The sequence below is a fragment of the Blautia sp. Sow4_E7 genome, from assembly GCF_052116245.1.
GTDB lineage: Bacteria > Bacillota > Clostridia > Lachnospirales > Lachnospiraceae > Blautia_A.
Map to the genome: position 1 here is coordinate 1 of NZ_JBQKLL010000076.1, position 5,446 is coordinate 5,446.

General features: G+C 37.8%; 4 protein-coding genes and 1 pseudogene. 3 read left to right on the forward strand and 2 right to left on the reverse strand.

Annotated elements, in window-relative coordinates; translation table 11 throughout:
• Positions 1 to 540: 540 nt before the first annotated feature.
• Both ACTQ50_RS18935 and ACTQ50_RS18940 read right to left on the reverse strand, forming a co-directional pair.
• Positions 541 to 1,662 carry a phosphorylase family protein gene (locus ACTQ50_RS18935; RefSeq protein ID WP_441485457.1) on the reverse strand — a complete coding sequence of 374 codons (1,122 nt, stop codon included), beginning with the start codon at positions 1,660 to 1,662 and terminating at the stop codon, positions 541 to 543.
• Between the two features lie 198 nt (positions 1,663 to 1,860).
• Positions 1,861 to 2,226, reverse strand: a pseudogene (locus tag ACTQ50_RS18940) (IS4 family transposase); the annotation flags it as partial.
• 134 nt (positions 2,227 to 2,360) lie between these two features.
• Between ACTQ50_RS18940 and ACTQ50_RS18945 the strand changes: the two are divergent.
• From ACTQ50_RS18945 to ACTQ50_RS18955, 3 genes are read left to right on the forward strand one after another with little or no spacing between them, the layout of a single operon-like run.
• The gene (locus tag ACTQ50_RS18945) at positions 2,361 to 3,629 is read left to right on the forward strand and encodes a site-specific integrase (protein WP_441485458.1); all 1,269 of its coding nucleotides are present in this window, start codon (positions 2,361 to 2,363) and stop codon (positions 3,627 to 3,629) included.
• Positions 3,616 to 4,566 carry a tyrosine-type recombinase/integrase gene (locus ACTQ50_RS18950; RefSeq protein ID WP_441485459.1) on the forward strand — a complete coding sequence of 317 codons (951 nt, stop codon included), beginning with the start codon at positions 3,616 to 3,618 and terminating at the stop codon, positions 4,564 to 4,566. The genes ACTQ50_RS18945 and ACTQ50_RS18950 overlap by 14 nt, the downstream gene beginning before the upstream one ends.
• Positions 4,556 to 5,392 carry a tyrosine-type recombinase/integrase gene (locus ACTQ50_RS18955; RefSeq protein ID WP_441485460.1) on the forward strand — a complete coding sequence of 279 codons (837 nt, stop codon included), beginning with the start codon at positions 4,556 to 4,558 and terminating at the stop codon, positions 5,390 to 5,392. The genes ACTQ50_RS18950 and ACTQ50_RS18955 overlap by 11 nt, the downstream gene beginning before the upstream one ends.
• Positions 5,393 to 5,446: the final 54 nt, after the last annotated feature.

Genomic DNA, 5,446 nt, shown 5'->3' on the forward strand with positions numbered 1-5,446 from the left:
AGAAAAATGTCCGCCAGAAATTTAAATAAAAGTCTCTGGCGGACAGAAATTCCGTCTGATTCCGGGCAAAAAATACCGGATGGTTTTGGACAAAACCGGTCGTCAGTAACACTTTATAAATACCTTGTTCATTTTTGTATTACCTCATTTCCATATGACTATACTTAAAATCCAATATTTGTACTTTTTTACTAGAAAATTACATACGAAAAATGAAATCTAACTATAAAATCTGTCAGAAGCACGCCAACTATTCTAGAGCCTGTTTCAGTACAGCACAAATTGAAATAAAAATCTTTTCGCGCACCGAAAAACGCGTGTTTTCCATTATATTTCGGAAAACACGCGTTTCGTATCGTAGGATATCAGAGTAAAGGTCGAAAATCCGTTCAGCGGATTCCAAATGTTCGAGAATTGCGGGAGCAGCTTCGCTACGAAGCAATTCGTGAATATCAAGTTAGGGGCAAAATCAAAATACCTTTTGACTCTGACATCATATCATTATATAAAATTGCTAAAATACAGCTTCTCCAGTGTATTTTACAGAGTTCCATTTAAAATTGCATCTACTACCACACTTCCAACCTTGTAGTTGTTTTCCATAGCAGTTGCAAAGATATCTGCGGATTCGACACTGGATTCAGATGCCAGGGAATCATCAAAATTCGGATCCCATAAGCTCTCCGGTGTCGCACCATTCATAAACTCATCGGTATTGACAGAATCACGTATAATAATATAACGGTCAAGCATATTATAACGATCCAGAACAACAGCTAAGGCATTATCCTCCATCTCGGTAAGTGCATATGGATCCGGACAGTTATATGTCTGTGTCATAAGCAACGCATTGTCGTGATCGTACTGTCCCTTCCAGTAGTTATCTCCAGTCACAGTAGTTCCCTTTAATACCTTTGGATCTCTGGTTGCCCAATCTGCATTATCGAATGCTGCTGCCATATACGCTCTGGTATTATCTGTAGTTTCAACCTTCACGTCTTTTACAAGATCATACACTTTATTACAAAGATCCTGATTCAGGATTTTATAAGAAGCACTGTCATATCCCTCATCGTGGAACCAGGTTGTATCTGTCTCCTCAGTAAGTTCACGTGGATCTGCATGATGACCCAGATCATAGTCCACAGTAGCAGTGATTACAAACACATCACCCATTACACCATATTCTACAGCAGATCCGGCACATCCTGTGCTAAATACATAAGCATCACTGAAATCAAAACGGCTGTCAGAAAGAATTGCCTGAAGGCTTATTGCAGTATTTACCTTACCCATTCCAGTAACGTATAATGCAACTCCATCCTTTACATACAGCTTATTATCTTCAAAACCACCAACGATGTCATATTCATCACCATCTTTTACATAAGCATCGTAATAATACTGCGCCTCACCTGGAAAATCCCCAGTCATTTCACCATTCTCAAATTTAGGAAGAATCAGAACCTTGATGTCAATTGGAGCAGTGGCGTCTGTTTTCTCTGCTTTTGTATCATCTGTGTCAGCTTCTGTAGCTGTGGTATCTTCCTCAGCAGTTTCTGCTTCTGTAGCTACAGCATCTTCCTCAGCGAAAACAGGAACAGCTGCACCTGCTACCATTGTTGTTAAAAGAGACATTGCAAGTAATTTTTTAATTTTCATAGATGTCATTCTCCTTTTCCTTGTTTTTGAAGTGTTGATAGACGCATTATATTCCTGAAATGGTATTTTTGCAATTATCAAATTTTCCAATTTTATATTTTCTTTTTTGAAGTTTCTTATATATTCTACTCAAACTTCCCATATTAAAAAGGGGATTCGTACCTTGAAAAATCAATACTTTAGCTCACAAAATAGCAATCAAACGGCACTTTGACCGTATTCCAATGCTTTTTGCATGTATTTAGGCAGTCGCTGAATAAAGCTGGCAGTAAATCTCTCCAACTCCTGTTCTGTGATATGAAAATATTCCATAACTGAATCCATAAGGGCATCTACGATAATCTGCATCGACTGACTGAATGTGATATCATCCAGCTCGTCCATCAGACAGAAAAACAGTTCACAGAGTGTTTTGTCATCGGTATTCCTTCTTTGGGCAACCGAAAGCATCATATACCGTGTAAATACAATGGCTGTATGAGCATTCAGGGCATCGTAAGAAGTATTGCGGCATTCTTTTACAAGCCGGAGATAAGATTTGCAGGATTTGAAAAATACTTCTATGCTCCTTATACCGATATTATTTTAATGCCGATTTTTTATAAAAATTGCATAAATTGCCGATGTAGTATTAAAAATATCGGCATTAATCTTTATTATGAAGAGACAACTATTCACTTCATAATAAGGAGGTTCTTATGGAACGAGTAAAATGGGAGTTACAATCCCTAAGTGATGCTCTTTTGAAAACCATACGAGAGCACGGCATTAAAGCGGTAAGCATTGAACAGTATAAAACGGTTTTGAAAAAAATTGTTTGTTTTGCAAATGAGCATGGATTCAACAGCTATTATCCTAAGCTCAAAGATGATTTCGATGCTTTTATTGATTCAAATGTCGAGAAAAAAATAGTCTGTTTTGAATATGCAAGATTCCAGCATCGAGTTATTCGTATGCTTGCATCGCTTGCCGAAACGGGGGAGACAGACTTTTCTGCAACTCAGCGAAATCACAGAATGTACAAAGTGTCCCCAAATTCACAGGCGGTTATTGATAAAGCGCTTGATTATCATATGCTTGAGGGAGAATCAAGGACTGAAATGTCTACTGTTATGAGACATTTTTTCAACTATGCTGAAGAAAAAACGCATTCTGCAAACGTAACGGTAACAGATGATCTTTTGATGAGCTTTTTTACAGAAGAATTGCCAAATACTAATAGCGGAAGTATGGGCAGATCCCTCAGAGCAATAAAATATCTATCCGTGTATCTGAAAAGTAAAGGTAACACTGATCTAAGATTTGATTTCACACAGTTGAATGCGAGAAACTCCCATGTAAGAGTAATTCCTCCATACTCTCAGGGCGATATCAACAATGCCGTGGAGGGCATTGATACATCAACCCCTGAAGGATTAAGGAACTATGCTATTATGCTTCTGGCGTTTGATACCGGTTTGCGAAGTGTTGATATACGGAAGTTGTGTTTAGGGGATATCAATTGGAAAAAAGGGTTAGTTTTAATAAGACAATCAAAAACGGATGAACCGTTGACTCTGCCGCTAAGTGGAAAGGTAATGAACGCAATAGCTGATTATATTCTCAAGGCCAGACCTGAATGTACCTATGATGAAGTATTTCTGACTGTAAAAGGTCCAGTTAAGCCGTTAGACAAAAGACACTATGCATTTACAACTATTTCAGATAGGTATTTTATAGAAGCGAGTGTTGAAAAGATACCAGGTCGAGGATTTCACAGCCTGCGCAGATCATTTGCTACAGAATTATCGGAAGCCGGAGTTCCTCTTGAAACCATCTCACAATTACTTGGACACAGAAGTATAAATGAAGATAAACCATATCTTTCATATAACCGTGAACAGGTGGCATTTTGTGCGATAGGATTTGATGAAATCCCACTAACAACCGGGATATATTCAGGAGGTGATCAGAATGAAATTAAATGATTACCTTAGAGAGACTTTTTTCAAGATGCTGAACTTTCGGGAAGCTGCCGGATATGCTACAGTTACATACAAGGTTACACTTTTGCCTTTTATTGATTTTTGCTGTTACAAGTACCCGGATGCAGAAAATCTGACAGCAGAGATGTTGGATGAATGGCTGACACACAAAGGATATACGGTTAATACACAAGCTGCATTTATTGCATGCCTTCGTCAGTATTGTCGGTATATAAACTTTCTGGGCACTCAAGCATTTATTCCTGACGAAGATTATACGCTAAAACGTATCGCATATGAACCATACACATTTACAGATATGGAACTGCGGACTTTATTTTCCGCAATAGATGGATATAAACCTTCAACAAACAACAAAAAATTCAAACCGGAAGTTGTCATATCGCCGATGTTTCGTATGATGTATTGTTGCGGAATGCGACCTTCTGAACCATTACGTCTCAGATGTAATGATGTGAATCTTGATACTGGAGATATCTATATAAGAGAAACCCAAAAGCATAAAGACCGTCATATCATCATGTCTGCAGATATGGTCAATCTATGCCAGAAATATGATGAAATAGCCGGAAAACGTACATGGTTTTTTGAGTATAATAACGGCCCCTATGACAGAAATTGGATGACATCACAGTTTGGGCATTGTTGGAAAAGGAGCGGGCTTCAGGCACATGGGCATCCCAGACCTTACGATTTAAGGCATGCCTTTGCCACTCGAAATTTGATCAGATGGATAGACAACGGACAGGATGTAAATCATCTTCTTCCATATCTGAGTACGTATATGGGACATTCCGAATTGGACAGTACGTTTTACTACATTCATCTTCTGCCAGAAAGGATAAGAAAATCTGCCGGAATCAACTGGAAACAGTTCGCTGATATTTATGAGAAAGAAGGTAACTGTATTGAAGATTAAAGATCCAGCGCTTTACAGATTGATGAAAAGTTTCCTCATCACTTACCTTCCGGATACAAGGCAGAAAAGTAAGCATACCATTCAGGCATACAGAGATGCACTTAATCTATACATGTTGTTTCTTGAAGAAGAAAAATATATAAAATTCAAAGATGTGAGTGTTTCTGATTTCAATCAGCAAAATATATCTTCATTTTTACGATGGCTTCATGACAAACGTGGAAATGAAAGCACCACAATCAACCAAAGACTGTCTCATATAAAAGGCTTTTGCCGATATATTCAGAAGAAAGACATTCTTTCATTTAAAACTTACAGCGAAATATGTGAGATTGCAGAATACAAAGATGAAAGGGTAAAGGACTTCATCTGGCTTACAATTGAAGATGTAAAGCTTGTACTCAAGCAGCCTGATATAAATAAGAAAACTGGCATAAGAGACCGTTTTTTTATATCGCTCATGTATGAAAGTGGCTGTAGGAACGATGAGATACTACATTTAAAATTGAAAAATATAGTGATAAATAAAGAAGGCGAACCCGATGTTCATATATTTGGTAAAGGAAGCAAACACCGATGCACGCCACTTTCAAAGGATATAGTGCCATATTTTAACGAGTATTGCAAGCTTTATCATTTAGACTCTGCCAACAGTAGTGATGAACTATTATTTTATACGGTTAGGAACGGAATCAAATCTCAGATGTCGCAAGACAATGTACAAAGATTTATGAGAACTTACGAAAAGAAAGGTAACCGCCAAATAATGATGCGGTCAGATATAAAATTACCCCAGCCCTTTGCGAGTTGGAGTAATTCACTATAATTCACATGCGATTTTTGATAGATTGGAGTTTTTCACTCCAGGGTGCAAGTTCTG